The organism is Actinopolyspora sabaoui, from assembly GCF_051225635.1.
Classification (GTDB): domain Bacteria; phylum Actinomycetota; class Actinomycetes; order Mycobacteriales; family Pseudonocardiaceae; genus Actinopolyspora.
Genome location: NZ_JBMIHH010000008.1, coordinates 261,449 through 286,282, shown reverse-complemented (window position 1 = coordinate 286,282; position 24,834 = coordinate 261,449). Strand labels below are relative to the sequence as shown.

Sequence of the window (24,834 nt, the reverse complement as noted above, 5' to 3'; positions counted from 1 at the left end):
GCCCACTGATGACCAGCGGCGGCGACAACAGAACCGAACTCGATTCGCCCTCGCTGCTCTTCGCTACAGAAGAACCCTCCGGAGCCTCCTCCACAATCACATGCGCATTCGTCCCCGAAATCCCAAACGACGACACACCGATCCGCCGGGGGCGCGTACCGGAGGGCAACGGTGTCGGCTCGGCCGCCACGCGAACCGGCGACTCGTCCCACGCCAAGTGCGGGTTCAACCGTTCCACGTGCATCGAAGGCGGCAGGGTCTCACGTCGCAGCGAGAGCACGGCCTTGAGCAGGCCCGCAATGCCCGCCGCTGCTTCGGTGTGTCCGATGTTGCTTTTCACCGAACCGAGCAGCAGCGGCCGGTCGGCGGGCCGGTCCTTGCCGTAGACCTCCGTCAGTGCCTGCACTTCCGTGGGATCGCCAAGCGGGGTTCCGGTGCCGTGGCACTCCACGGCGTCGACCGTGTTTCCCGCGATGTCGGCCCGATCGAGTGCCTGCGACAGCATTTCCCGCTGCGCGGCGCCGTTGGGCGCGGTGAAACCGTTGGAACGGCCGTCCTGGTTGACGGCGCTACCGCGAACGACCGCGAGGACGTGATCACCGTCCCGTTCGGCGTCGGAGAGCCGTTTGAGCAGCACCATGCCGCAGCCTTCGGAGCGCACGTATCCGTCGGCATCGGCGGAGAAGGCCTGGCAACGCCCGGTGGGTGAGAGCGCGCCGACCCGGCTGAAGTACACGAATCCGGCGGCCGAGAGGAGGACGTTCACGCCCCCCACGAGCGCTTGCTCGCATTCTCCCGAGCGCAGCGACTGACACGCGAGGTGCATCGCGACCAGCGAGGACGAACAGGCGGTGTTGACCGGAAGGTTCGGCCCCCGAAGCCCGAGCCAGTAGGAGATGCGCCCCGCTGTCGCGGAGGGATTCGTCCCGAGCAGCGTGTACGCGTCGATCCCGTTGGTGTCGCGCAACGCCTCGTTCTGGTACTCCTCGGTCCACAGGCCGACGAACACGCCGGTCCTCGATCCCTTCAGCTCCTCGGCCCGAATCCCGGCGCGTTCCAGGGCCTCCCAGGTCGTTTCGAGGAGCAACCGCTGCTGCGGGTCGACCGACTTCGCCTCGTGCGGCGGAATCCCGAAGAACGTCGGGTCGAACTCGTCGATTCCGTCGAGGAATCCACCGGACCGGCTGTAGGTGCTGCCTTCCGCCTCCGGGTCGGGATCGAACACCGCGTCGATGTCGAACCGGGAGGCGGGAACGTCGGTGATGGCGTCCCCGCCGGTGCGCAGCAGTTCCCAGAACCCGTCGGGGTCGACCACGCCGCCGGGAAAGCGGCAGGCGGTGGAGACCACGGCGACGGGTTCGTCCAGGGAGTGGGCGGCGGACTCGATGGTCTCCTCGCGCGAGGCGGCGTTCGGGTGTCCTGTCGAGCCCTCGGTCGTGGCTCCCGACGCGGTGTCGAGTTCGAGCTCCTCGCGAAGCCAGTCGGTCAACGCCCGGACCGTGCCGGTTCGGTAGAGCACGGGGGCCGGTACGCGGTGTTCGAGGGCCCGTTCGAGCCTGGTGCACAGGTCGAGGCCGAGCACCGAGGTGACGCCGAGCTCGTGGAACGGCACGTCGAGGGGAACGTCCTCAGCCGTTCGCTCGTCGAGTACGCGCGCGATCTCGCGGCGGAGGAACGACTCGAGCAGCGATACCCGTTCCCGCTGTTCGGCGGATTCCAGCCGAGAGCGGAAGGACGGGACGCGCTCGTCGCTTTCGTCGGCGGAATCGTCCATCGGATCTTCCGGCGAGTCCGTGTCCACCGTCGGGAGAGGCGCCGGGGTGGCGGGATCTCCGGCCGCGCCGTCGGCCTCGGGTCCCGCCGGGTCCAGCCAGTAGGACTGGCGTTGCCAAGGATAGCTCGGCAGTGCCACCGGAGCTTCGGGCTTGTCGTGGAGCTTCGCCCAGTCCACGGGCACGCCCCACACGTGGAGTTCGGCGAGGTTCGCGAGCAGCGTGTCCTGTTCGGGACGTTCCCGACGCAGTGACGAGACGACCTTCGCCGGCGCGCCCGCCTCGTAGGCGGTGTCCTCGATCGGTCTCCGCAGGGTCGGATGTGGGCTCAGCTCGACGAACGTGTCGTGCCCCTCGGCCAGCAGTCTGCGGATGGCCGGTTCGAACCGCACCGGCTCGCGGAGGTTGCGCCACCAGTACTCGGCACCGAACGGCTCGGTGACGTACTCGACGTCGACGGTGGACAGGAACGGTGTGGTGCACTCGTGCATGCGCACCGGCCGGAGCGCGTCGAGCATCGGCTCGCGCAGCGGTTCCATCAGCGGGCTGTGCGAGGCGATCGGGGCGCGGAACGGCACGGTGCGGCACGTGATGCCGTTCGCCTCGAAACGTTGCGCCAGCTCCGCGAGGGCGGCGCTCTCACCCGAGAGGACCGAGGCGTGGGGACTGCTGTGGACGCCGACGACGACGCGCTGCTCGTACGGCTCGAGCCACGGTGTCAGGTCCTCGGTGGGGAGTTCGACCGACATGACCTCACCGGCCGTACCGCTGATACTCGCGGTCAGCCGACTGCGCTCCCAGATGACCCGGACCGCGTCCTCCAGGCCGAGTGCGCCCGCGAGGTAGGCGGCGGCGATCTCACCCATGCTGTTGCCGACGAAAGCGTCCGGTTCGACGCCCCGGGACCGCCACAGTTCGGCCAGCCCGACGGTCATGGCGAACAGGGCGGGTTGCACATCGTGCGCACCCGCGTCGACGCTGTCGCTGCCGGAGGACAGCTCCACGAGTGGCGACCACGAGTAGGGTCGTGCCACGGCGTCGATCCGGCGGATCGCGTCGGCGAACACCGGTTCCCGTTCGAGCAGTTCGCGCCCCATGCCGAGCCATTGCGAGCCCTGCCCGGAGCACACGAACACCACGCGCCGCTTCGACTCGGCGAGTCCGGTGGCTACGTTTCCGCCCGGCTCACCGTCGAGATAGGCGTCGAGCTCGCCCGCGAGTTCGTCCGTCGAACGCACCACCGCGGCGAGGCGGTGTTCGCGATGCATGCGTCGGGCACCGGTGGTGTGGGCGAGCTCGGCGAGCGAGCCGTGCGTCGTCTCGTCCCATTCGCGGGCACGGTCACGATGGGCCCGAACGTGCGCGGTGAGCGCGGCTCGTGAGTGCGCCGAGATCGTGACGACCCGGGCTCGCCCGGCGATTTCCGCCGAGTCCGGCTCGGATTTGGGCGGCAGGAGCTCGGGGAACCGCCGCTTCGCCTCCGCCTCGGAGGCGAGCACCAGGTGCGCGTTGGTCCCGGTGAGACCGAACGAACTCACCCCGGCGAGTCGGCAGCTTCCCCGATCCCCCACGGCGCCGTCCTGGGATTCGGACTCGGACCACGTTTCGCGCTCGGTGACTATCCGCAGCCCCAGCTCGTCGAAGTCGACGTCTTCCCGTGGCGTCCGAAAGTGCAGACTCGGCGGGAGGACTCCCTCGCGGAGCGCCCACACGGTCTTGACGAGACCGCACACCCCGGCTGCCGCCTCGGTGTGTCCGATGTTCGTCTTTACCGAACCGATTCGGAGCCGGTCACCGCCCTGCTTCCGGTACGCCGTCCCGAGAGCGGTGAGCTCGGCCGGGTCACCCGCGGGCGTGCCGGTGCCGTGCGCCTCCACGTAGCCCACTTCTTCCGGCGCCACGTCGGCGTCCCGACACGCCGAGCCGAGTACCTCCACTTGGGAATCGACGCTCGGCCGCATGAGGTCGGACGAAGCCGCGCCGTTGCTGTTCACGGCTCCGCCGAGGAGGACGGCGTGGATCGGGTCGCCGTCCGCGAGGGCCGCCTGGAACGATTTGAGCACCACGAGCCCGACGGCCTCGCCGCGCACGAAGCCGTCGGCGGCGGCGTCCCCGAACTTGCAGCGCCCGTCGGGGGCGAGACTTCCCGCGCTCGAGAACGCCATGCTGGTGCGCGGGGAGAGGATCAGATTGCTGCCGCCCGCCAGGGCGACCGAGCACTCCCCACGAGCGATCGCCCGGCTCGCCTGCTCCACCGCGACCAGCGAGGACGACCGGTCGGTGTCGATCACCATGCTCGGGCCCACGGCCCCGAAAAAACGGGACAATCTCCCGGCCGCGGCGTTTCGCGAGCCTGCTCCGGTCAACGCGGACAGATCGACGTTGTCGGCGGGGAGCCGTTCGGCGTACTCGTTGGCGATCATTCCGAGGTACACGCCGGTGTCGGCACCCGCTCGGAGCCCGGCGTCCTCGAACGCCTCCCAGGCGACCTCCAGCAGTAAGCGTTGTTGGGGGTCCATGACGCGCGCCTCACGCCGGGAGAGCGAGAAGAACCCCGCATCGAACCGATCGACCCCGTCGAGGAATCCGCCGTAGCGAGAAGCGATCGTACCCGGTGACCGTGAATCCGGGGCGTAGAACCTGTCGATGTCGAACCTGGAGGCCGGAACCACACCGGTCGTGCACGACTCGCGGAGCAGCAGTCGCCACAGCTCCCGCGTCGAAGCGGCGCCGGGGAAGCGCCCAGCGGTTCCGACCACTGCGATGGGCACGTTCATTGACCCCTCCAGGGGAACGCAAAGAAAGGAAAACGGCGATACCGGTCACACGAGGCAGCGGAAAACCGGGACAACGCCCGGCCAGATTTAAAAATTCGATCCAAACTCGACCATCGGTAACACAGATACGGTTGATCACGATTTCACGATGTGACCAACAAGGATTCACCCTCGGGGAACATTCCCTATGGAGCAGGACACAGGGAATCCGACGGGACCAGCGTCAATCCGTACACCTCTCGCTTCGATTCTCACTCCGGCGGGTCGTGAAGATTGCCCGTATTCTGTATGCGCCAAATAGCCGATGTCAATCCGTCGGAGGGATTAGCGGAACATCATCACGCACCGTGCTCGACGGTGAGTTCCTCGAGCAGCGCGGCGAGTTTCGGCAGGAAGCCCGAGTGCTGGTCGTGGACGAAGAAGTGATCACCGGGCAGGACAGCCGACTCAAAGGAACCGGTGGTGTGCTCGCGCCAACCTTCGAGTTCCTCGGCCCGTACCGCTCGGTCCGCGTTGCCGCCGAAGGCGTACAGCGACGTGGCCAGCGGCGAGCCGGAACCGGGCTCGTAGTACGCGTACGCCTCCAGATCCGCACGCAACACGGGCATGAAGAGTTCCCGAATCTCCGGGTCGTCGAATCCGGAGAGCTTCCCGTAACGCTCGGACACCCAGTGGACGAGGCGTTCGTCGTCGGCGACGACTTCCCGTGCGGGGCGACCGACATCGATGTGCGGCGCCCCACGCGCGGCCACGACACACGCTTTCGGGCATTGCCCGCCCCGCGCCTCGACGAGCCTGGTCGCCTCGAACATCACCAGGGCACCGAGGCTGTGACCGAAGAAGACGAAGGGGAGATCCGTGAGCGAATCGATCGCTTCGACGAACGATGCGGCGGCGGGTTCCACGCGGCGGAACGGCGGCTCGTGGTGCCGCGTCCATCGACCGGGCGGCTGAACGGGACACACCTCAACGGTCTCCGGCATCACCCGCTGCCAGGCGTGAAAGGCCGAAGCGGCACCGCCCGCGTGTGGGTAGCAGAACAGCCGGAGTCGGGCCCGCGGATTGGCGTCACGGCGCTCGATCCACTTCGTCTGGTTCACGCGCCGTATCTTGCACGATCCGGTCACTACTACGAAAGGGCTAGTTGGTAACGAGCCGTGCCGTATTTAATTATTCGATTCATCGACGGAGCCGTTGGCCGGAGGCCGCCGACCCGGCAGGCAAAACGAACACGTGGCCACGAGACCGGAAACCGGACCCAAAATCCGACCGACCAACACCGCACTTCGAACGGAACACGATGTGAAAACGAAAAGCCGTACTTGGTTACGATTCGGAAAACATCGATCGGAAAACGTGAGCCGAACCGATCCGCACCACCTACTCAACAGTAAAAACGACTTGATCGTCTACGACTTTTCGGAGCGGTTCGCTCGGGCGAAGTCGTACTCCGTGGCCATGCCGCGAACCACCTGCCCATCGCTCCGGAAAACCCGTTTCCAACGGAGTACCGGCGAGCTTCAGCGGCGGGACGGGCTCCAAGCGGTACCGCGTCGGTGCGTTATCCCCCCTACGGGCGCTCACCCGAGCGCGGGAGGCGGTGAGCCGTTTCCGTCATCTACTCGGCGTGGCGCATTGATCGCACAATGTGGAAAATCGGTCCCGGCGATCGACGAAGCCGGCGGAGAAGGGGAGCCACCGTTGGAGACGGGAATCGGACAGCAGCCACCGCAGGTGGACGAGCAGACACCCAACATCGCCCGGATGTATGACTACTTCCTCGGCGGCTCGGCGCACTTCGAGTCCGACCGAGCCGCGGCGGAGGAGTTCCTGCGGGTCTACCCGGGCAACACGTTGTGGGCCCAGCACAACCGCTCGTTCCTCGGGCGGGCGGTACGCGAGTTGTGCGAGCTGGGCATTGACCAGTTCCTCGACCTGGGATCGGGCATCCCGACCGTGGGCAACGTGCACGAGATCGCCCACCGGACGAACCCCGATGCCAAAGTGGCCTACGTCGACATCGAACCGGTCGCGGTCAGCCACGCCGAGCACATGCTGCGCGGGACCGAGCTGGCGACCATCACGCGGGCCGACATGCGCCGGCCGAGTGAGGTGCTGCACGCTCCCGGAGTGGCCGGGCTGCTGGATTTCACCCGCCCCGTGGCGGTGCTGGCCGTGGCCATCCTGGACATCATCTCGGTACGGGATCCCCACGGGATGCTGGCCACCTACCGCGAGGCGTGCGCGCCCGGAAGCGCGCTGGCCGTCACCAACGGCGCGCAGCTGACCATGACCGACGCCGAACGAGCGGGCATCGACCGGGTCATGTCGGGCACCACCACCCCGCACGTGACGTTCCGCGATCCCGAGGAGGTCCGGGAGCTGTTCGCGGGATACGCCCTGCTGGAACCCGGCGTGGTCCCCAGCGCCGCCTGGCGACCCACCGAGCCCGTCACCTACGAGGCGGCCCGGCACTCCAACGGCTACGCCGCCGTGGGTATCCGCCCGAGCTGACCGGTGGAGCACCGGCGGCGACCGATCCGGGCAGCACGGTTTCGGACCGTGGCGATATCACGGTGCGGGACCGATGACGGGCCGGAGCCCGCATAACGCCCCGATGGGATCAGAGCCGCCGGTGGGCCGGGCATTTCGGGATGCCGGTAGCGGGCTTCTCGACGGCGGTCCGCAGTTGGACCCCAGGGCACTTACCGACCGCCGTAGGCGGAGCATCGATTCCGTTCTACCCGCTCCTCGCCACTTTCCTCATTTCCGGCGTTACATTTTTGCCGACCACGGACCCCAGGAATATCGCCGCCACCCTGTGCTCCCGATCCAGCAAGAGCGTCACAGGAACCGTGGAAAGTGGAAGCCCCTTGAGAGCGAGGGTAACTTTGCCGTCGGGATCGTACACGGACGGGTAACTCACACCCAGGTTGTTCATGAAGTCCTGGGCGGATTTCCTGTTGTCGCGGACATTCACCCCGAGAAACCGCACACCAGCATCCCGGTACCTCGCTGCCAGCCGCTCGAGTTCACCCACTTCGCCACGACAGGGTGCGCACCAGGATCCCCACAGGTTCAGCAGGACCGCCTCGCCCCGGTAGTCCGACAAAGCAATGGTTCGTTCGGCATCCATCACGGAACCCCCGGACAGATCACCCACCTTCTCACGCTCGTCTTTCGCGTACACAATTTTCGTTCTACCGTCCGGCGACACGAAGGAGAACTCACCTTCGTCGGCCCGCACTTCACTTTTCGGAAAACTCGCGCACGAGGAAACAGCCATCACGACCGCAGCAGCGACCACCACAAACGAGAACCATGTTCCGGATTTTCTACCACCTCGAAAACCGGGAGCACCAGGTTTCCCTCTTGTCGACATGCCCGCATCGTATCGCACCACTCGATGAATCCCGTAAATCACGAAAACAGCGTTTAATCCGGCGATCCGACAACATGCCGTGTATCGGATGACCCATTCGGCGCAGGAGTCGTCCAACACCGAGCAGAACGAGCGTGACCCGCCCGCTGACGCGTGGAAGGCTCACATCTCCCCCACCCCGGACGACCTCCGACTCCCCTCCGGGAGTGCCACCGTCGACTCCGCTGTTTTCCGGCGGGCCATCGTGGAAACCCTGTTGGTCCGACCAACCCACGGTCGCCCGCCTCCCACTCGGCTGCCCTGCTGAGCGGGCCGACGACGAGAAGAGATCCCGGGACGAGGAGTTGTGGAAGCATGGCGAGGATCCTGTTCGTGATGACCGGCGCAGACCACTGGACGCTGGCAGACGGGACACAGCACCCGACCGGATACTGGGCGGAGGAGTTCACCGCCGCGTACCGCGTGTTCACCGAGGCGGGGCACCAGGTGGTCGTGGCCACTCCAGGCGGGGTCGTCCCACCGGTCGATCAGTCCAGCCTGGCCCCGGAGGCCAACGGCGGGCAGGAACGAGCCGACCAGATCGCCGCGACCCTGGAATCGGCCGAGGAACTGCGGCGACCGGTGCGGCTGGAGGACGTGCGGCCGGACGACTACGCTGCGGTGTTCTACCCCGGTGGTCACGGCCCCATGGAGGACCTCTCCGTGAACGCGGAGTCGGCTCGGCTGCTGACCGAGAGCCTGAACTCGGGCAAGCCGCTGGGCATCGTCTGCCACGCCCCGGCCGCCCTGCTCGCCACCGAGGACGAGAACGGCACCAGCCCGTTCACCGGATACCGGCTCACCGGCTTCACCAACGTGGAGGAGAAGCAGGCCGGTTTGGCCGACAAGGCGGCGTGGCTGCTGCAGGACAGGTTGGTGGCCCTCGGGGCCGAGTTCTCCGAGGGACAGCCGTGGGAACCCAACGTGGTGGTGGACCGCAACCTGCACACCGGCCAGAACCCGGCTTCCTCGGAACCGCTGGCGGAGCGGATGCTTCCCTCGGTGAGCTGAACCGGCCCGGAAGGGCCCCGATGAACCGGCTCCTTGGAAACCGCGTGGACACAGAACACGTCCGGCGGCGTCCTTGGTGCGGAAAGGAACGGTACGACATGCGTGTCGTCATCGCGGGCGGACACGGCAAGATCGCGCTGCGGCTGACCGCGCTGCTTCACGAGCAGGAGGCGGAAGTCCTCGGACTGATCCGGCAACCGGAGCACGCTCCCGATCTGGAAGCGGCGGGAGGCCACCCGCTCGAACTCGATCTGGAGCACAGCTCCCGTGCCGAGATCACGGAAGCCCTGCGGGGTTCCGACGCGGTAGTGTTCGCCGCCGGCGCGGGCAAGGGCAGCGGAGCCGAGCGAAAGTACACGGTGGACCGTGATGGTTCGGTAACGCTGGCCGGGGCAGCAGAGGACGCCGGAGTGCCACGTTTCCTGCAGATCTCCACGATGGGCGCCGGCCAGTCGCCGGATCCCGATTCCGGAGAGGTCTGGAAGGCCTACATCGACGCCAAGACCGGCGCCGAGCAGGACCTGCGCTCCAGAGACCTGGATTGGACCATCCTGCGCCCCGGGGCGTTGACCGACGATCCGGGAAGCGGTCTGGTCACCCTCTCCTCCCCTCCCGTCCCACGCGGCCGGGTGTCGCGGCAGGACGTTGCCGCCGTGCTGGCGGAGCTGCTCGCCACCCACCGGGGAAGTAGTCACACGCTCGAACTGACCGAGGGGGACACATCGGTTCCGAAGGCGGTCGCCGCTCTGTGAACTCTCGCGGTGGCGGGGGTCGGTAAACGACCACGCGCTACTAAGCTGGCAGCGACAGCCGGAGCGGTTCGAAAGGGCCATTGATGCGTGCCGTTGTGTTCGACGAGTTCGGAGTCGCCCCGGAGGTGCGCACCGTCCCCGAGCCGCGGGTCGAACCGGACGGGGTGGTCGTAGCGGTCGAGGCCACCGGGTTGTGCCGCAGTGACTGGCACGCCTGGCAGGGCCACGAACCCGACGTCACCCCGCCGCACGTGGCCGGACACGAACTGGCCGGGCGCCTCGTGGAGGTCGGCTCCTCGGTGCGCGGCTGGCACCCCGGTGACCGGGTCACCGTGCCGTTCGTCTGCGCCTGCGGCACCTGCCACCAGTGCGCCACCGGAAACCAACAGGTCTGCGAACACCAGTTCCAACCGGGTGTGACCCACTGGGGTTCCTTCGCCGAGCGGGTGGCCGTGCCCCGGGCCGAGACGAACCTCGTGGCGCTGCCGGACGAACTGCCCGCCACCTCGGCCGCCGCGCTGGGCTGCCGGTTCGCCACCGCCTTCCGGGCGGTGCTGCGGCAGGGGGCGGTACGAGCTGACCAGTGGGTCGCGGTGCACGGCTGCGGCGGCGCAGGCGTCTCGGCGGTAGCGATCGCCGCGGCCGCCGGTGCCCGAGTGGTGGCCGTCGACCTCTCCGATGCGGCGCTGCGGCTCGCCGCCGAGCTGGGCGCGGAACACACCGTGAACGGAAACCGCACTCCCGACACGGCCGAGGCGGTCCGGGAACTCACCGGCGGGGGTGCGCACGTGTCGCTGGACTGCGTGGGGCACCCGGCCAGCTGCGCGGCTTCGATCTCCTCGCTGCGTACGCGGGGCACGCACGTGCAGCTCGGGCTGCTGCCACCCGAACAGGGTCTGCCGCCGGTGCCGATGCACGAGGTGATCGCGCGGGAGCTGCGCGTCCTCGGCACGCACGGGCTGCAGGCGCACGAGTACCCGGAGATGCTGCGGCTGGTAACCGGATCCCGCATCGACCTCGACCGACTGATCGGTCGCAGGGTCGGGCTGGACGAGATCCCGGCCGCGCTGGTGGCGATGAACGAGGCGACGCCGCCGAGCAGCGGGATCACCGTCGCCGAGCTCGGCTGAACCGGGACTGCCGTCCTGACCGGTTGTCTCGCGGTACCGCGTCGCCGGCCGCACCGATCACGGTGCCAGCCGGAACGGCGGATACCGGTCGGTGACGAGAATCCAGGCATAGGAGATGACACGGTTGTGCCACCGCCCCACCCCCACCAGGAAGTCGAACAACATTCGCGGATGGCGGCCGGTGAACACGATCGCGAACCACGCGGCCACCACGGCCACGATCGTCGCGATGTCCAGGAAGAACAACACGACGTAGTGCGGAACGACCAGCAACCACTTCACCAGCGGAAGCCACCGGTTGAGCGTGCGCTCCTCGGGAGCGTCGAAATCGAGGTGCACCGCCTGGTGCTCGTCGGTGGAGGGATACCGGTCGTCCAGCAGAGCGACGTAGACGATCACCCGGTTGGTGAAGCGCAGCAGCTCGCGGTTCCACTCGAACCACCAGTACGGGTACTTGCGCCGAAAGAGGATCATCAGCAGCGGCGGAACGAAGAGCATCCCACCGGCGCTGGACAGCACCACCTCCGTCGATCCCTCGCCGAGTCGCATCGCCTGGCCACCGACGCTGCTCAGCAGCACGAGAATCGGCACGGCCAGAATCAGCCTGAAGGCCGTGCCGACCCGGTTGAGCTCCCTGTCCGGATACTCGACGTCGAAGCGGACCGGGTGCGGTCGCCGGGTCGAACCGGCTGAACCAGTTTCCGAAGCGTCCCCACTCACCCCGCACCTCCACGGACCGGAGTTCTGCGCTCCACCGAAGCGGCCCCGGAAGCTCCGCGCCTCCGTTGGCGGAAGGATCACCGCGTGCGCTGCGCGGTGCTGCCCCCATCAGCGAAAATCGGCCCGGTCACGGCGGCCGCGTGAACGCGACGGTACCTTTCAGCCCGCCCCTGCGCAGGATTCCGCCGCCCTGGAGAAGGGTCTCCCGATGTTCCTGCTGACACCCGTCGAGATCATCCGAGCGGTACTGCCGGAGCAGAACGAGTGGGAGACGGCGCCTTCATCCTGACTACCGGAAATCACAGCAGTCCACCCCAGCACGGGATCAGCTCGTTCCGGCGCTCACAGCCGTTCCAGTCCATCGAGGATCCGTTCCAGCAGTGAGTGCGGCACCGTGGTTCGTTTTCTCGGTGGTTCGTGCAGGTCGCCGGAGAAGGCGGGGACGTAGCCGCGTACGCGGTTCGGCTCGCGGGGCTGTCTGGTCAGTGTTCCCCCTCGGCGCTGCCGGTGTCCGGTTGTTCGGCGCTGCCGGTGTCCGATTGCTCGGGGCTCGCGGTGCGCGGCTGTTCAGTACTTCCGGTGGCTGATTGCTCGGCGATCAGGAGTTCGGTGCAGTCGGGGCAGGTGGGCGCTTGGAACCAGTCGAGTTCGCTGGGTTTGGCCATCGCGCACGGTTTGCCGCACACCGAGGTGTCGCTCGGTCGGCCGTCCCAGTGCTTGCCCCGGAAGGCGTGCCGGTGCCACTTGAACCCGGTTCGGTCCGGCACGGGCAGCCAGTAGTGCTGTCGCTCGGTGGTTTCCACGATTATCCCTTCCAATTCGACTGGTCCCGGTGGAGCTTCAGGTACTCGGTGAAGCAGCGAGCGCAGCACGGTCGGATGTGGCGCATCCGGCGGTCTCCACACTGAGCTCCACAGAGTTCCCCCGTTCCACGGCAGCCCGACCCAGATCGCGACCTGCCCACACGGCGCTGATCGGCCGTGGTGATTGCGCTGTGCTCACGCGCAGTCACAGTAGCTAATCGAAATCTTTGACTCAAGATTTGAACAACGCAGCTACGTAGCTCATTTAGGTGATAGTTGTGAGGTAGCTGATCGAATACAGTGTTTTGCTATGGCACTCGGACCAACAGCACGTAGACGACGGTTGGGCGCGCATCTTTCCGAGCTTCACGAGAAGACAGGGCTTACCGTCTCCGGTGTGGGCGAGCACATGGGTGCGTCGCCGCAGACCATCCGCAACTGGGAAAAGGGTCAGGCCAGCATGAAGAAGATGGAGCTGGCCGCCCTACTTGAGCTCTATGACGCGCCCCACGAAGTTCGGCAGACTCTGGAGGACGCGCGGCGGGAAGGATCGAAGCGCAGCTGGTGGTCGACCTACCGTCTCCCCGAGTGGTTCAAGCCCTACGTGGGATTGGAAACGGACGCTGCGCTGGTGTGCAACTTCGAGCAGGAACTGATCCCCGGTTTGTTGCAGACCGAGGATTACGCGCGGGCGATCCACACCTCGGGTGGACACATCACCGACCCCGAGGACGTCGAAAAACGCGTGGCCGCACGCATGGAACGGCAACGCCGTCTGTTCGACAAGGACAACCCGCTTGAGCTACGCGCGGTGATCAGCGAGGCGGCCCTGCACCGCAAGGTGGGCAGCAGGAAGGTTTGGAGCGAACAGCTGGAACATCTGTTGGCGATGGCCGATCTACCCAACGTCATGTTCCAGGTTGTTTCGTACGAAGCGGGCGAACACGCCAGCATGACATCAGGGTTCACCGTGTTGGAGTTCGCCGAACCCACAGACCCCGACGTGGCTTATATGGAAAGCCCGTTGGGAGGGCACGTGATCGAGGACAACTCGGACGTGACGCTGTTGCGGAACCTGTTCGACGAACTGCGCTCCTCGGCGATGCCGCAGCGCGAGTCCGTCGACCTGGTGCGCGAGATCGCCCCGGGACAGCCCGTGACGGCGTAGTTCGCCCCTGCCCCGTCTCGCTAGCCTGGGGTCGTACGATGCACCTCGGCGAGATCGAGACTTCGAAAGGGGCGGCAATGGCAGACCTGTCGCGCGCGACGTGGCGGACAAGCTCGCGCAGCGGAAATGGCGGACAGTGCGTCGAGATCGCGATGACTTCCGAGGTCGTCGGGGTTCGCGACAGCAAAGACCGTGCGGCCGGTCACTTCGCAGCGGCCCCCGCGCAGTGGTCCGCCTTCATCGACGCCGTGAAGACCAACCGGTTCGACTGATCCCCAGCCGAACCGCATCGCACCCTCGGATTCGCTCCGGGGGTGCTTTCGTATCCCTCCCGAGTAGTGAGAGGTGGCACGATCACGGTCGTGCCCCGCAATCACCGTCTTCGACAGGCACGCGAAGCCACTCCGTCCCCGCGCACTCCGGGCGCGGGCATGAGCCGTGCCGAGCTGGCCGAGCAGGCGAATCGGTGGCTCGCTGCCAACACGGGCAGTTCGGGCGCCCTGGACGCGCACGCTTTGGCCCGCTACGAGCGCGGAGCGGTGGCGCGGCCGAACAGGGATTACCGAGCGGCGTTGCGCACCGTCCTCGGGGTGACGGAGGACTCGGAGCTCGGTTTCGACCGAGCGAGCACTCCCGCTGCTCGGAGCATGCCTTCCGCACGAGCTCTGCCTGCCGACAACGCGATTTCCGAGCGGATCACAGAGGCCCCGGCTGACAGTGACACGTTGAGCGAGCTGCGGGTCACGATCGACCGCCTGGTCGCGCTGGACGGCAGCCTCGGTGGCGGCGAGGTCGCTCCGCTGGCACTGCGCGCCTTCCGACGCACCCAACGCATCCTGGACCAGGGCAGCTACCGCGCGTCAGTCGAACGTGATCTCGAAGCGACTGCGGCGGAACTCGCCGAGGTAGCGGGCTGGTGTCTGATCGACGCCGGACGGTTCACCGAGGCGCACCGGGTCAACGCAGAAGCCCTGCGCCTGGCCGTCATAGCGGGGGACACGAGCATGGAGTGGTTCGTGATGTCCAACGACGCCCTGGTCAGCCTGTATCAGGGCAATCCGTACGGAGCACTGCGCATCGTGCGGCGCTTCAGCGAGGCGAACCTCCCCAACCGGGTAAGAGCCTTGTTCGAGATCCGGCAGGCCCGGGCACTGGCCGCCCTCGAATCGCCGGCAGCCCTGCATGTCTTCGACAAGGCACGCTCGGAACTCACCGAGAGCTTCACCCACCGCGATCCTTCGTGGACCTGGTGGGTGGACCAACGAGAACTCGCGGTTCAGCGCGGCCACGTCCACGACGGACTGGGACACTCCCACGACGCGCTGCGCGACATGCTCGAATCCTGGGAACTCTCGCGTGGAAAAGAACACCTGCGATGGGCCACCTACATCACGGCGGCGAACGCCCTACGGTTGAGCCTTCAAGTGGGTGCCTGGCAGGAGGCCGAACGTGTCACCGCCGAGATCCTCCCGATGCTGGGAGAAGTTTCCTCGGGACGGACGGAAAGCATCCTTCGGAGAACCGTGGCGGAGATTCCGCGGAATATCCCTTCCACCTTGGCCGGGGAACTCGAACAGATCCGCACCGAACTGGACTGACAAGGGGACGAACCGCATCCCCTCGACGCGAATCCGAAATTTCTTTCATATTTACTTTCTCGCACGAAAAAAGCGGAGCCCCCTGATCGAAACCAGGGAGCCCCGTGCTACTTTGTATCCGCCAAGAACCAAAATAGCAGTGCCGAGCGTAGCACGGAATACGCTTCCCGCCACGCGCACCCCAGGCAGCGCGTGGGTAGGGCTACAAGTCCTGGCCACGGTTCACAGCCGTGCGGACCGCCGTCAGAGGGCGTGAAGTCCGCGCGTCAGGCAACGCACGATCTAGGCGAACCCGGCCGTGTACTTGGTAAGCCCTGACGCTCACGCTCGGGCACTATCGGCCCACCATCGCCGCTCTGCCCGTAACCCCCGGCTCGGCGCGGGTGTAACACCCCGCGCGGGGTGAAGCTCCGAAGTCACAATTCCGGTATACCGAGAAGCTTCACCTCCCCCTCGATCCCGGAAGAAGTGTGCCCAATTCACGACACACCCGAGATCGAGGGGGGGACTCGCAGCCTTACGGGTCCACGCGGGACCCGAGCCCCCGCCAAAACCCCACGCGAGTTCCCGAATATTCTCGGATTCCCTCGAAAGAATGGACGGCGACCTGGCACCGGGGTCACCAGAGGCTGTCGGGGGTCGCGGTTCGGAGTTCCCCGGCCAGCGCGGCCGGATTTCGTGTTGGAACCATCGGATCTAGGGTCGGAACATGGCGCAGTACTACGAGGTTCACCCACGCAATCCGCAGCGGCGGGCGCTCAACCAGGCGGCCGAGATCCTCCGCGCGGACGGCCTGGTGGTCTACCCCACCGACTCCTGCTTCGCGCTCGGCTGCCGGGTGGGCAACAAGGACGGGCTGGAACGCATCCGCACGATCCGCAAGCTCGACCAGCACCACCACTTCACCCTGGTGTGCCGGAACTTCTCCGAGCTCGGCCAGCTCGTCAACATCAACAACGCGACCTTCCGCGCCGTCAAGGCCACCACCCCGGGCAGTTACACGTTCATCCTGCCCGCCACCAAGGAGGTCCCCCGCAGGCTGCTGCACCCGAAGAAGAAGACCATCGGCGTGCGCATCCCCGACCACGTCACCGCTCAGGCACTGCTGGACACGCTGGACGAACCCCTGCTGTCGAGCACCCTGCTGCTGCCCGACCAGCAGGAACCGATGACCAACGGGTGGGACATCAAGCAGCGGCTCGACCGCGAGGTGGACGCCGTGATCGACTCCGGCGACTGCGGGACCGAACCCACCACCGTGGTCGACTTCTCCGAGGACGAGCCCGAGATAGCCCGCTACGGCGCGGGTGATCCCACCCCGTTCGAGTAGTTCCGTCGAACAGTTCCACCGTCTTCCCCTTCCGCACCTGACGAACCAGCACCACGAGAACCGAGCGGTGAGGGATGTCCCTGGGGACATCGACGGAACCGGGTCGGGCCGTTGCGCGCGCGAGCACGCGCGGCAGACTGTCGCAGCGGGGCCGCTCCCCGATGGAGCCGGGACGGGGTCCCGGCCGGGAGCGTGGCGAGACGAACCCCAGGACGGATCGTGCCCGACGAGAGCAGGTTGATGCCCGACCAGGAAGCGAACAGTACGAGCCACCCCCAGGGCCAGGGTCTGCACGTCGAGAGTCTCGGCGGCAACACCGCGGTGCGCAAACGGCACGACTCCGACGATCGGGAACGCGAACTCTTCGCCGAGATCCCCTCCTCGCGGAACAGCCGTGCCGTGCTGGCCACGACGGCGTCGATACGCGAGGCGGGCTTCCTCGACACGCTGTGGCACGCCTGCCGCCGCGCGATGCTTCCGGCCCTGGCACCGGCGTCCGCCGCGGCGAGACACGCAGCGCCGAGCCAACTCTGGATCGCGGTGGGGGGACTGACTCGAACCGGCCCCCGAGGCAGCTCGGTGGCAGCGGAGCTCGCAGCCGAGCTCGACACGGACGTGCTGGTCCCCGCCGGACGGTTGGAGCTGGTACCCGGTGGCTCGCTCTACGTCGCAGGCGGGCGATGGCGGTTGTACCGCGCCGGACAACCATCTCGACCGCACGTCGTGCGGTACCCGACGCCGCTGTGGGAGAAGCAGCTGCCCACCGGCCCGGTCGCCGACTCCGGGCTGCTCGCCGAACCGGTTCCGGCGGGGATGCGGATCCGCGAGGACGGGCAGGAGACCCGTGCCCTGGACGAGGAGCTCGCGGTGCCGCAGTCCCCGCACCACCCCCGCCTGCTGCTGGGCTCTCCCCACGCGAGGCCGATCCCCGCGACACGCCTGGTGTCCATGCTGAACCGGCTGTACGGGGGACTGCGGAGACCCTGGGAACTCGTACCGACCACGGTGGAGGAGGCCGCACCGGCGCGGCTGCGCGAACTCGCCGAACGGCTGGGCAACGACGTGCTGGCGACCACCGGTTCCGTGCTGCACGACGGTTCGGGCGGCGAACGGTCGGTGGTGCGGGATCCGCACTCCCCCTGGGAACCGTTTCCCGTGTCGCTGTGGCACTCGGCCACCGGCCCCGCACGGGTGGCGCTGACCGCTCCGGCGCCAGTCGGCTGGGTGAGGTTCAACCAGCTGGTCTATCGACGCGCCGAGGCCGGACCCGCCGCCCCCGCGCCGGGGGAGATGGTGGCCAGGGTCGTGCCCGGTGGGCTGGCGCTGTTGCCGTTCGCCCAGTCCGGGTTCAGGGGCGCCGCGGACGAGATCACCTTCGAGCAGCACCGGATGACCGTCTCGGTCGGATCGCCCTACGTCCCGGTGCCGCCGGAAGCCCCGCACGTGCTGCGGCAACTGCTCGACGGGCTCACCCCTCGGCAGCGTGACAGGGTTCGGCTGCTGATCCTGGGCATCGCCGACGAGCGGACGCGTGGGGAACTCACCGCCATCGTGGGTGAACCGGGCGGGAGTGGTCCGGCCTACCCGCCGATCTCCACAGCCGAGGGCGCTCCGGAAGCCACGAGCGCCCCGCTTTCCGAGGCGGACGCCGCTGACGCCACCCCGAACGAAACCACGGCGCACATCCCCGCGGTGGAAAGCGGCACCCCGGCCGACAGCGCACTGACCGACGACGGCGCGTCGGCTGACGAGGCGTCCTTCCCGGACACGGACGACGAGCAGCGGCCGGTGTTCCACGCCACGCCGATACCGGCGCACCGGCCACGCACGGTCTCCGAACCACCCCCGGAACTGCTCTCCGAGCGGGCCGACCGACCGTCTCCGACCGACACCTCGGGCCATCCCGCCCAGGCACCGCACGCGGGAGCTCCCGAAGAACCCGCCGACACTCCACCGGCGGCGCTGTCCGACCGGGAACCGGACTCCCCGACGAGTGAGGAGCCCGAGCGACCGAGGCTCGTGCCCGCGCAGGCGGGTGGGATCGGCACACCGCACAACCACCGCAGCACATCCGAGGAACGCTCTCGCTTCGCCCGGGCGGTGGGTGAGGACTTCGACGAGGTGCTGCCCAGTGTGAACACGGTGCTGGCCACCCATCCGGCGCTGCGGGAGAACGAGGCCGACGAGGCCAAGGCCGACTTCGTGGCGGTCATCCTCTACACCGGACGCGGCGAGAACGGGGGAAACGCGGTGAACCGGCTACTGCGCGCCGGAAACACCGGGGCCGCCCGGGACTACGTGGCCTGCCTGCTCTCGGGGCTGCGGCGGCTGCCGGTGCACCGCGGCCCGTCCTTCCGGTTCGGTGGTTCACCGGACGGAGACGTCGAGAACTACGAACCGGGCGCGGTGCTGTCCGAACCCGGCTTCCTCAGCGCCACGGCGGCCGACGACCTGACGAGCGGTGACGAACCCGGCAACTCGGTGAACGGGGACGTGGTGATCTGGTCGCACTCGGCACGCCGGGTCTCGCTGTTCGGGCGCGACTCGCTGCCGGAGGAGGTCGTGTTCGCCTCCGACTCCCGGTTCAAGGTCCTGGCCACCACGGACGGGGAGAGCGGTCGGCCCGCGCTGCTGCTGCGGGAACTGCGGCCGGACGAGAAGCCCGGCCACGGTGAACTCGACGAGATCGACCTGGCCGTGCTGCCCAAACTCCAGCGCGCGCTGCGGCGCAGGCACGGCATCGAACCACGAGTGCTGTCCGAGCGGGACCAGCTGGACCGGATGAGCTGCCCGGTCGGGCTGGTGCCGACGGAACTCCACGACGACGCCGAAGCACCACCCGCTGTGTCCGGGGCCGAACCGGCACAACCGGACCACACGGCAGGCGTCGCGACCACCGCCCGATGAGTCGACGCCGCACGGCGCGGTCTTCGACGAGGAACGCGGCCGCAGCGAAGCCGCGGTAGGGAGAACCAGCCATGCCCGCTCGCCGCCCAGGCGTGCTCACCGATCTGGTGCTGCTGCTGAGCGTACTGCTGCTCGCGTGTGCTCCGCAGGCGATCGCAGCCGGCCACACGAGTCCGACGGGGACGGCGAGCGGCTTCGAGCTCGCGGCGCGGTCGGCCACCGAGCAGTGCCGTCGCCCCCCGGTCAAGACGGCGCGGGCACGCCCCTGGGCACAGGAGATGCTGGCACCGGGGCGGGTCTGGGAACTCACCCGTGGCGCGGGGGTGACGGTCGCGGTCGTGGACTCCGGTGTCGACGCGACGACGCCGCAGCTGGCCGGTGCCGTGCTCGACGGTGTCGACGTGCTCTCCGGCGGTGGGGCAACCGCCGACACCGACTGCCTCGGGCACGGCACGTTCGTAGCCGGGATCATCGCCGCGCGCCCCGCCGAGGGCACCGGTTTCACCGGAGTCGCCCCGGCAGCCACGATCCTCCCCGTCCGCGACACCCGGTCCAAGCAGGGCGGCTCTGCCGAGTCCATGGCCAGCGGCATCCGCGCGGCCACCGAGGCGGGCGCGCAGGTCATCAACATCTCGGCCAGCACGAACTACGACGACACGGCGCTGCGCGAGGCCGTCGAGTACGCGCTCTCGCGTGACGTGCTGATCGTCGCGGCGGCGGCCAACGAGGCGCAGCGGGGCAACCCGATCCCCTACCCCGCGGCTTATCCCGGCGTGCTCGCCGTCGGCGCGATCGACGCCGCAGGCGAACGCGCGGAGTTCTCCCAGACCGGGAAGTTCATCGATCTGGTCGCCCCCGGCGTCGACGTGGTCAGCGTCGGTCCGGGTGGGCCGGGGCACTGGCAGGACAGCGGGACCAGCTTCGCCGCACCGTTCGTGGCGGGCACGGCGGCGCTGGTGCGGGCCTACCACCCGGAGCTGACCGCGGCGCGGGTCAGGCACCGCCTGACGAGCACGGCGAGCCACCCCGGCACGGAGGTACCGGACGAGGCGATGGGCTGGGGCGTGGTGGACCCGTACGCCGCGGTCACCAGCGTGCTTGCCTCGGGACAGGACACCGGGTCGGGTGCCGCTGCGGTCCGGGTGGAGCACCCGGACGTGCCGCGAGAGGATCCGGCACCGATGCGCGTGGTGCTGATCAGCACCGTGGGGGTGACGCTGCTGCTCAGCCTGGCCGCGATCGGAGCGAGGTTGGGACCGGCCGGGTGGCGGCGCGGGTGGCGCCGCCACCGCGTGGCGCGCGTGGTCGACGGCACCGGTGCCGACCGCTCCGGCATCGGCGGCACCGGCGAGGACCGCCCGCACGTCTCGGCCCGGTGACACCCGAACCAGTCATACCCGCTACGGGAGAACCCCGCCGGGCACGGCTCACCGCTCGGCGAGCGCGACGGGATCGAGCAGCGGTGTCTGCACCAGCCGAACCGTGCGCTTGCGATTGACGTACTGGGCCCTGCCGACCGGAAGCGTCTTCGGCGGCAGCTCACCGAGGAACTTGCCCTCGTCCTTCGGGCAGGAGAACAACAACCCCGGGGTGCCCAGCTCCCACATCCGCCGCAGCACCGGGTCCATCATGGACCTGCCCGCGCCCGAGGTGCTGCGGGCGATGATCAGGTGGAAGCCGATGTCGGCGGCCTGCGGCAGCAACGAGGCCAGCGCCTGCACCGGGTTGTTCATGCCGGTCTGCACCAGCTCGTGGTCGTCGACGACGATGAACAACCGCCCTCCGGTCCACCAGTCCCGCTTGGGCAGCCGATCCGGGGTGATCTCCGGCCCGGGGAGCCGGTCGTTGAGCAGGCCTGCGGTCTCCTCGATGGTGGTGGCGAAGGTGTCGCCGGAGACCGAGTAGCCCAGCTGGTACTCCTGCGGCACCGCGTCGTGCAGTTCGCGGCGCAGGTCGGCGAACATCAGCCGCGCCTGGTCGGGCCGATAGTGCGCCCGCACCGAACGCGCGATGTGGCGCAGCAGGTTCGTCTTGCCCGTCTCGGTGTCGCCGAAGATCATCAGATGCGGGGTGACGTCGAAGTCGTGCCACAGCGGCGCGAGGTCGACGTCGTCGATGCCCAGCGAGATCCTGGGCAGACCGGTGTTTCCCGCCTGCGGTTCCGGCAGCTCGGAAGTATGCACCTCCAGCGGCAGCAGCCGCACCGGCGGCGCCTGCGGGGCCCCGGGGACCGCGACCGCCTCGACCAGGTCGGTCACCGCGTCGGCGAGGTCGTCGGTGCGGGCGCGACCGTCCACCCGGGGCAGCGCGGCGAGGAAGTGCTGCTTGTCGGTGGTCAGGCCACGCCCGGGCGAGTCGGGAACCTTGGCCGCGAGCCTGCTGTTGACCTCGGACTCCACCGGATCGCCCAGCCGCAGCTCCAGCCGAGTGCCGAGCACGCCGCGCAACCACGGACGCATGTCCGACCAGCGCGCGGCGCCGACGACCAAGTGGATGCCGAAGGTCAGCCCGCGCGCGGCGATCTCGCCGAGCCGGTCCTCCAGTTCGTCGAACTCGTTGCGCACGGTGTACCAGCCGTCGATGAACAGGAACACGTCACCGTAAGGGTCCTCGTCGGCGAATCGCCCCGCGCGCTTGGCGCGGCGGTAGGCCGCCATCGAGTCCAGGTTGTTGGCCTGGAAGGCCACCTCCCGGCGTTCGAGCAGGTTGACGATCTCCTGCACGGTGCGGGTGACCCGGTCCCGGTCCAGACGGCCCGCCACGCTTCCCACGTGCGGCAGGTCCCGCAGCGGTGCCAGCGAGCCACCGCCGAAGTCCAGGCAGTAGAACTGCGCCTCGGCGGCCGAGTGGGTCAGCGCCAGTGCGGCGATCATGGTGCGCAGCACGGTGCTCTTGCCGCTCTGCGGGCCACCGACCACGCCGACGTGCCCCTGAGCGCCGGAGAGGTCCGCCGTCAGCAGCTCGCGGCGCTGCTGCGCGGGCAGGTCGATCAGTCCCAGCGGCACCCGCAGTCCGTCCTCGGTGGAGCGCTCGGCCGATCGCAGACCGGTGTCCGGGGATTCCAGCAGGGGTGGCAGCAGGTCGTCCAGCGTGGGTGAGACCCGCATCGGCGGCAACCACACCTGGTGCGCCGCCGGGCCGTGATCGCTGAGCCGGTCGATGAGCACGTCCACGAGCGAGCTCTGCGGCCCGCTGTCGTCCGCAGGCTCCGACGGGGCCTCGACGGTGCGCCGAACGCGGGGCTCGACGTAGTCACCGCCGAACGGCACCAGCTGTTCCTCGATGACCTCCTTGCTGCGCTGCCTGCGCGGGGTGCGGTAGACACCCGACACGTAGGCGGCCTTGAACCGGGAGAGGGTCTGGGTGTCCGAACGCAGGTAACCGTTGCCCGGTGTGGTGGGCAGCTCGTAGGCGTCCGGCACACCGATCACGCTGCGGCTCTCCATCGCCGAGAAGGTACGCAGCCCGACCCGGTAGGACAGGTGGGTCTCCACCTTGCTGATGCGACCCTCGTCGAGCCGCTGCGACGCCAGCAGCAGGTGCACCCCGAGGCTGCGGCCGAGCCTGCCGATCATGGCGAACACGTCGATGAACTCGGGTTTGCTGACCAGCATCTCGCTGAACTCGTCGACCACGACGAACAGGCTCGGCATGGGATCCAGCGGCACCCCGGAACGACGCGCCCGCTCGTACTCCCGCTGGGAACTGTAGTTCCCGGCCGAGCGCAACAGCTCCTGCCGCCGATTCATCTCCCCGGTCAGCGCGTCCTGCATCCGGTCGACCAGTTCGATCTCGTCGACCAGGTTGGTGATAACCGCCGAGGTGTGCGGCAGCCGGTCGAAACCGAGGAAGGCGGCACCACCCTTGAAGTCCACCAGCACGAGGTTGAGCTCGTCGGAGGCGTGCGTGGTCACCAGGGCCAGCACCAGGGTCCGCAGCAGCTCGCTCTTGCCGGAACCGGTGGCGCCGACCAGCATCCCGTGCGGCCCCATGCCGTCCTCGGCGGACTCCTTGATGTCCAGTTCGATCGGGGTGCCGTTGCCCGCGATACCGATCGGCACCCGCAGGCGCTGCCAGCCCGAGCGGTCCCGGCGCAGCTGGTCGACGTCGAAGGTACGCGCGTCGGACACGCCCAGCAGCGAGGTCAGCTCGTAGTCGGTGGTCAGTGGCTCCCCGGAGTCGCCGCTGGTGCCCATCCGGTGCGGCGCGATGTCGCGCGCCAGTGCCGAGGCCGTCACCACCCCCACCCCGTCCGGCCCGCACAGCGAACTCGTGCTCTCCCGGCCCGCGCGGTCGAAGTCGACCGTGCGGATCTCGGCGGAGTCGACCTCCAGGTGCAGCACCGAACGGTCCGCCTGCCAGGTCAGCGCGCTGTCGATGTCGACGATCACGGTGTTGCGGTAGCCACCCCCGGAGAAGCGGTGCCCGGCCGGGATGTTGACCCCGTCGACCACGACCACCACGAACGGTTCACCACTGGTGATCGGGGTGGAGGGTTCGAAGCGGGGGCGCTCGGTATAGGGCTCTCCACCCAGCAGATCCTCCAGGTCGGTGACGTTGTCCGAGATCAACCGCAGCGGCCCGGCCCCGTCGCGACGACCGTCGTCCTGGGCGTGCGGCAACCACTTCGTCCAGAGCCACTCCTCGCGCCGCTCGTTGCCGACGCACACGGCGATGGTCAGATCGGCCGGGGAGTGGAAGGCGACGAGCTGGCACAGCAGCGCCCGCACCAGCGAGCGTTGCGCCTCGGGCTCGCCGCGCAGCTGGATCCGGGCGAACCCTCGCAAGTACACCGCGATCGGCGCGGAGGGCAACGTGGTGTAGGTGCGCAGGAACCGGCGCAGGGCGTAGGCGCTGAGCGGTTCGAGATCCTCGACCGGTTTGGTCTGCGGCGGGACGAGCTTGACGGCGGAGCGCTGCTGCCCCAGTCCGAGCCGGACCTCACCGAAGTCCTCGTGCGCCACGCGGCGTTCCCAGAGACGGTAACTGCGCACCAGCGACCACAGCGACCGCGGATCCGGGTGTTTCCAGATCGCCGCGCGGTGCTGCTCGCCCAACGCGTCACGCACCTTGCGCCGCGTCTGCGAGAGATAGCGCAGGTAGTCCCGGCGGTCACCGGTGAGCTGGTGCTTGCGGTCGGTGGAAGCCCTGGCCAGCTGGCCCAGGACCATGGTTACCATGGCGACGCCCATCAGGCCGCCACCGATGTAGGTCATCATGCTCCCGGAACGGGCCGACGAGAGCATCATCATCATCATGGCTCCGGCCATGACCGCCATCGGCAGATACATCAGCACCGTGCTCAGGCTGTTGCTCTGCGGCTCCGGCACGCTGGGCGGTTCCTGTAGTTCCACCTGGTCCGCGGGCATCGCAGGCCCCACGCGGCGGGCCGGCCTGCGGAACAGCGTCGTGCTCAACGCGCGTCTCCTCGTTGGTGCGGGATTC

At 68.4% G+C, this 24,834-nt stretch carries 17 protein-coding genes; 11 read left to right on the top strand and 6 right to left on the bottom strand.

Annotation, left to right across the window (positions count from 1 at the left end):
- Together ACOQFL_RS16895 and ACOQFL_RS16890 are read right to left on the bottom strand one after the other, a co-directional pair.
- The coding region (locus ACOQFL_RS16895; protein WP_435545143.1) for a beta-ketoacyl synthase N-terminal-like domain-containing protein at window positions 1-4,549 on the bottom strand (4,549 nt) is incomplete at its 3' end.
- A 338-nt stretch (window positions 4,550-4,887) separates the two neighbouring features.
- Complete coding sequence (locus ACOQFL_RS16890; protein ID WP_435545142.1) at window positions 4,888-5,649, bottom strand: thioesterase II family protein; 762 nt, start codon at window positions 5,647-5,649, stop codon at window positions 4,888-4,890.
- Between the two features lie 601 nt (window positions 5,650-6,250).
- On the opposite strand from ACOQFL_RS16890, the gene ACOQFL_RS16885 reads away from it, so the two are divergent.
- The gene (locus ACOQFL_RS16885) at window positions 6,251-7,063 is read left to right on the top strand and encodes an SAM-dependent methyltransferase (RefSeq protein WP_435545141.1); all 813 of its coding nucleotides are present in this window, start codon (window positions 6,251-6,253) and stop codon (window positions 7,061-7,063) included.
- A gap of 226 nt (window positions 7,064-7,289) precedes the next feature.
- Here the strand turns inward: ACOQFL_RS16885 and ACOQFL_RS16880 are convergent, their stop codons facing one another.
- Window positions 7,290-7,931 carry a TlpA disulfide reductase family protein gene (locus ACOQFL_RS16880; protein ID WP_435545140.1) on the bottom strand — a complete coding sequence of 214 codons (642 nt, stop codon included), beginning with the start codon at window positions 7,929-7,931 and terminating at the stop codon, window positions 7,290-7,292.
- Window positions 7,932-8,019: 88 nt separating this feature from the next.
- Between ACOQFL_RS16880 and ACOQFL_RS16875 the strand changes: the two genes are divergently transcribed.
- From ACOQFL_RS16875 to ACOQFL_RS16860, 4 genes are all read left to right on the top strand, one after another.
- Complete coding sequence (locus ACOQFL_RS16875) at window positions 8,020-8,238, top strand: hypothetical protein (protein ID WP_435545139.1); 219 nt, start codon at window positions 8,020-8,022, stop codon at window positions 8,236-8,238.
- 47 nt (window positions 8,239-8,285) lie between these two features.
- Window positions 8,286-8,981, top strand: coding sequence for a type 1 glutamine amidotransferase domain-containing protein (locus ACOQFL_RS16870; RefSeq protein ID WP_435545138.1), 696 nt, complete (start codon window positions 8,286-8,288; stop codon window positions 8,979-8,981).
- Window positions 8,982-9,079: 98 nt separating this feature from the next.
- Window positions 9,080-9,733 carry an SDR family oxidoreductase gene (locus ACOQFL_RS16865; protein ID WP_435545137.1) on the top strand — a complete coding sequence of 218 codons (654 nt, stop codon included), beginning with the start codon at window positions 9,080-9,082 and terminating at the stop codon, window positions 9,731-9,733.
- An 83-nt stretch (window positions 9,734-9,816) separates the two neighbouring features.
- Entirely contained in the window at window positions 9,817-10,863 is a 1,047-nt protein-coding gene (locus ACOQFL_RS16860) for a zinc-dependent alcohol dehydrogenase family protein (RefSeq protein WP_435545136.1), read from the top strand.
- A 57-nt stretch (window positions 10,864-10,920) separates the two neighbouring features.
- Here ACOQFL_RS16860 and ACOQFL_RS16855 read toward each other — a convergent pair whose 3' ends face one another.
- Window positions 10,921-11,583, bottom strand: coding sequence for a DUF4389 domain-containing protein (locus ACOQFL_RS16855; RefSeq protein WP_435545135.1), 663 nt, complete (start codon window positions 11,581-11,583; stop codon window positions 10,921-10,923).
- A gap of 482 nt (window positions 11,584-12,065) precedes the next feature.
- Window positions 12,066-12,386: a hypothetical protein gene (locus ACOQFL_RS16850; RefSeq protein WP_435545134.1), complete on the bottom strand. Its 321-nt coding sequence runs from the start codon at window positions 12,384-12,386 to the stop codon at window positions 12,066-12,068.
- A gap of 310 nt (window positions 12,387-12,696) precedes the next feature.
- Here ACOQFL_RS16850 and ACOQFL_RS16845 point away from each other — a divergent pair, with 310 nt between their 5' ends.
- The 6 genes from ACOQFL_RS16845 to mycP all read left to right on the top strand — a co-directional run bounded on the left by ACOQFL_RS16845 (window position 12,697) and on the right by mycP (window position 20,768).
- Window positions 12,697-13,554, top strand: a complete 858-nt coding sequence (locus ACOQFL_RS16845; protein WP_435545133.1) for a helix-turn-helix domain-containing protein — start codon at window positions 12,697-12,699, stop codon at window positions 13,552-13,554.
- 77 nt (window positions 13,555-13,631) lie between these two features.
- Complete coding sequence (locus ACOQFL_RS16840) at window positions 13,632-13,826, top strand: DUF397 domain-containing protein (protein ID WP_435545132.1); 195 nt, start codon at window positions 13,632-13,634, stop codon at window positions 13,824-13,826.
- A 90-nt stretch (window positions 13,827-13,916) separates the two neighbouring features.
- The gene (locus ACOQFL_RS16835; protein WP_435545131.1) at window positions 13,917-15,152 is read left to right on the top strand and encodes a helix-turn-helix domain-containing protein; all 1,236 of its coding nucleotides are present in this window, start codon (window positions 13,917-13,919) and stop codon (window positions 15,150-15,152) included.
- 709 nt (window positions 15,153-15,861) lie between these two features.
- A complete protein-coding gene (locus tag ACOQFL_RS16830; protein ID WP_435545130.1) occupies window positions 15,862-16,482 on the top strand; it encodes an L-threonylcarbamoyladenylate synthase in 621 nt (206 codons plus the stop codon).
- Between the two features lie 219 nt (window positions 16,483-16,701).
- Window positions 16,702-19,389, top strand: coding sequence for a hypothetical protein (locus ACOQFL_RS16825; protein ID WP_435545129.1), 2,688 nt, complete (start codon window positions 16,702-16,704; stop codon window positions 19,387-19,389).
- 71 nt (window positions 19,390-19,460) lie between these two features.
- The gene (gene mycP, locus ACOQFL_RS16820) at window positions 19,461-20,768 is read left to right on the top strand and encodes a type VII secretion-associated serine protease mycosin (protein ID WP_435545128.1); all 1,308 of its coding nucleotides are present in this window, start codon (window positions 19,461-19,463) and stop codon (window positions 20,766-20,768) included.
- A gap of 48 nt (window positions 20,769-20,816) precedes the next feature.
- Here the strand turns inward: mycP and eccCa are convergent, their stop codons facing one another.
- Window positions 20,817-24,806, bottom strand: a complete 3,990-nt coding sequence (eccCa, locus tag ACOQFL_RS16815; protein WP_435545127.1) for a type VII secretion protein EccCa — start codon at window positions 24,804-24,806, stop codon at window positions 20,817-20,819.
- Window positions 24,807-24,834 lie beyond the last annotated feature (28 nt).